This is a genomic window from Vibrio sp. V19_P1S1T109, from assembly GCF_002241375.1.
Taxonomy (GTDB): Bacteria; Pseudomonadota; Gammaproteobacteria; order Enterobacterales; family Vibrionaceae; genus Vibrio; species Vibrio anguillarum.
Genome location: NZ_NDIM01000220.1, coordinates 1 through 3,799, shown reverse-complemented (window position 1 = coordinate 3,799; position 3,799 = coordinate 1). Strand labels below are relative to the sequence as shown.

2 protein-coding genes are annotated in these 3,799 nt (G+C 43.0%); one reads left to right on the top strand and one right to left on the bottom strand.

Annotated elements, in window-relative coordinates:
* Window positions 1-81 precede the first annotated feature (81 nt).
* Window positions 82-2,079 carry a methyl-accepting chemotaxis protein gene (locus B9J87_RS10620; RefSeq protein ID WP_029189957.1) on the bottom strand — a complete coding sequence of 666 codons (1,998 nt, stop codon included), beginning with the start codon at window positions 2,077-2,079 and terminating at the stop codon, window positions 82-84.
* A 247-nt stretch (window positions 2,080-2,326) separates the two neighbouring features.
* Here B9J87_RS10620 and B9J87_RS10615 point away from each other — a divergent pair.
* A partial coding sequence (locus tag B9J87_RS10615; RefSeq protein ID WP_176429511.1) for a fatty acid cis/trans isomerase occupies window positions 2,327-3,799 on the top strand: 1,473 nt, incomplete at its 3' end.

Below are 3,799 nucleotides of genomic sequence, written 5' to 3'. Positions count from 1 at the left end.
AAATAAACAAAGTAAATTCAATTGGTTGAGATTTGTGTGCTTTTGGTTATTTTTAACTCAATTGAATATCTACTCTTGCGTTTAAATTTTGAACTTTTCCATTTCTTGATTGAGTACAGTGACATTATCTTTTACTTGCGCTGACGTTTGGTTTGAGATTTGGCTAATACTTGCCACACTTTCCACCGAATTGACAACTTCTTGCATGAATTGAGTCATTTGGTGTGTTGATTGTTGTTGCAGATCAGCCGCCGAGGATAACTGGTGCATTTCCTTATCTAACGCCGTTATTTTTCCTTGTACGTCCATCATTTTGTTGAAGGCGTGGATGGTCTGCGCCGCACCTTCATTGGCAAGGTTCTGACTCATGTTAATTTCATTGACCACAGCCGCAGTCGCTGACTGTATGGCGTTTATAATAGTGTTAATTTCTGTGGTTGATTGAGTGGTTCGAGTCGCCAGCAGCCTAACTTCATCCGCTACCACAGCAAAGCCTCGTCCATATTCTCCGGCTCTTGCGGCCTCAATCGCCGCATTTAAGGCCAGAAGGTTAGTTTGTTCCGCTAATCCCTCTATTACTTCGGTCACACGCCCAATCGATTCGCTTTCTCGACTAAGATCGAGCACCAATTGCGTTGCCTTTTGTATGGTTTGATCAAGCTTATCAATACTTTTTCTATTTTGTTCTAGCGCCGAGGCTCCCTCTTTGAGCTCATTTTGTGATAACAAAAGAGATTGCGTAGATTGTTCAGCTTTTTCTGCGGTCGCCATAGAATACTGCGCCACATCGCTCAAACGTACTGTAACCTGCTCAATACTTGCTCGCTGCTGCTGTACTTGCTGCCGAGTGTTTGAGTTATAGTTCAGAAGCTCATCCATGTTTTGACTGACCTGTTGCGCTTTGGTACTGACTCCCTGAACGATCGTTCGCAGTGAGTTGTTCATATTGTTTATCGCGGCGGTAAGCTGAGATAGCTCGTCGCTACCTTCACACAAAAGTGCTGGTTGAGAGACATCTCCTGCCGCAATGATTTCGGCTCTCTTCCCGATTCGACTCACTCTGCGGCCGATATTCTTACCTAAGTAATTGGAAAGCAAAACAGCAACTGAAACAGTCACGGCAATCATGATAAATAACACGTTAATCACATTACTAATGCTACGACTCATCCTTTCGCCACTTTGCTCTGCTTTTGATTGTTGAGTGGCGATAACATCTTCAAGACGGTTAGTCATTTTATCTACGGCAGGCATAAGTTGTGTGGCCATTTTTTGATTGACGCCGTTCCATTGCTCAGATTGGCGTATTGCAATCACCTGCTGTGCGAGTGGGAAATAAAGCTGCTGCATCTCATTAAATAATGACCAAAGACTCTGTTCATCATCCGATAGCAAAGAGGACTTTTCCACAATTTCAGCAACAGATTGGTTATGAGAGTTAATCAGGTCTTGATATTTTTCGAGATGTTCAGGCTTCGCATACAGTAAGAAATCTCGCAACGATGCCAGTGCATTAGCTAACGAATTATAGCTGTCAGCATACAATTTAAAGAGACGTTTCCGCTCCCCTCCTTCTTTGTTAGTCGACTCGTCGTTAATCAGCCCTTGTAACTGGTCAAGTGCAACTTCTGCTATGGGGGCGGCCTCGTTAATGAATAATGTGTGGGCAGGTAAATTATCCTCACTTTGGCTCAGTAATACGATGCCTTGGATATGCGCTTTGATTGCAGCCCATTCGCTTATGATCGCGGTGTATTGCTCACTGAGAATCAGCGTTTCTAACACCGGTACCGTTTTGTCCATCTGTCCAATAATAGTTTCAAGTTTTGTCAGTTGCGTTGCACCCACTGCACTTTGAGAACCCACCAATAAATAGGCGCGTAACGTTGAAATAACCTCTTGCATCGACTGCTGAATATTTCGGCTAGTATTCACGGTTGGCAGATCCGTTTGCAGCAATGAATTGGTGTGAGTTTCGACTTGCGTAATACTGCGATAGGTAAAAAAGGTCGAAATGATAAGAAGCACCACCAGCAATAAAAAACTTAATTGCAACTTCCCTGATATCGAGAGTTTCATCCTTTGACTCCTCAAAATTTTCTTCGTTTAACTATAGCGGGTTCAATGGGTTTATTAAATGCGTATAGCCAATGCGAGTCTACCGTATACTCGTCTTATAACCCTAAATTGAGCATTGTGCGTTCAGTTGTGGCGTTTATTCCACTCGGGCGATTTATCATCCCTAATATGCTATTTTCATCGTTTTGTGGTGCATTTTGTTAATCTTTGCTTTAATTGGGACAAATATTCCTAAATTTCTCATGTTATGTCTTTTCATCGACTTATTATTCTTAGCATCGTGTTTTTTTCAGGATGTGCAATGTATGCGGGCTTGAACTATGACCAACTGTTTGGTGAAGCAAGCGTTCAGTCAAGACAATCGCCAGTAGATTCAAAAGAAGCCTCTTTCTTTTTAAATGATGTTAAACCCATCATCGATCAGCGCTGCGTGGTCTGTCACGCCTGTTATGATGCGCCCTGCCAGCTAAAAATGTCTTCAGTTGAAGGGATTGATCGTGGAGCCAGTAAAGCGTTGGTTTATCATGGTACGCGTCTGACGGCGTCGGCTCCTACCCGTTTGTTTGAAGATGCACAATACACAGAGCAGTGGCGAGATTTTGGTTTTCATCCTGTGCTGAACGAGAGATCTCAAACGCCTACCGCGAATCTAGAAGCAGGATTAGTCGCGAAATTATTAATGCAAAAAGAGGAACATCCGTTACCAGAACAAGATCAGCTAAAAGGTTTTGATTTTTCGATAGATCGCGAACAAGTTTGTCCAACAATTGAAGAGTACGGACAGTACAAACAAGATCACCCAACGTGGGGAATGCCTTATGGCATGCCAAATCTTAGCCCTCTTGAATACAATACGCTACTCACGTGGCTAAGAGATGGTGCAATCATGAATGGCCATATTCCGCTCACTTCTGATCAGGAGAAATCGGTTGCGCAATACGAAAACTTTTTAAATAAAGGTACAGCAAAGGATCAGTTAATGGCTCGTTATATCTACGAGCATCTTTTTCTTTCTCACCTTTATTTTTCTGAACTTGCTGGTCAGCCTAGATTTTTCACTTTGATACGTTCGACAACGCCCCCGGGCGAGCCGGTTAACCGAATTGCGACAAGGCGTCCTTACGATAATCCTGGTGTAGAACGCGTCTACTACCGTTTGATCCCTGAGCAAGGCAGTATCGTAGATAAAACTCATTTACCCTATGCGTTGAATAAAAAACGTCTTGATGATTGGCAGGCATGGTTCATTCGGCCTAATTATCAAGTCTCAGTTTTACCTAGCTATGATATTGAAGTTGCCGCCAATCCGATGACGGCATTTGATGCCCTTCCGGTTAAAGCACGCTTTCGATTTATGTTAGACAATGCTCAAAACACCATCATGGCTTTCATCAAAGGACCAGTGTGTCGTGGCCAGCTAGCCCTGAATGTTATTAACGACCATTTTTGGGTGTTCTTTTTAGACCCAGAGAAAGCTGATTTACCCGAAGTGAATCAATTTTATCGATCGCAAGCCGCGAATCTAAAACTGCCAAGCGAGTTGGAAAGTAACACGTTGCCTATTACTCATTGGGTCCGTTATGCGCATCAACAAGCACGTTATTTGAAAGCAAAGTCTGAATTTACTAATCAGTGGTTCAAAAATGGCGAGAACTTAACAACGGATGTACTGTGGATGGGTGATGGCTATAACCCGAATGCGGCACTGACTATTTTTAGG

Coding starts and splice junctions, on each gene's coding strand:
- B9J87_RS10620 (WP_029189957.1), bottom strand. CDS start 2,079: ATGAAACTCTCGATATCAGGGAAGTTGCAATTAAGTTTTTTATTGCTG.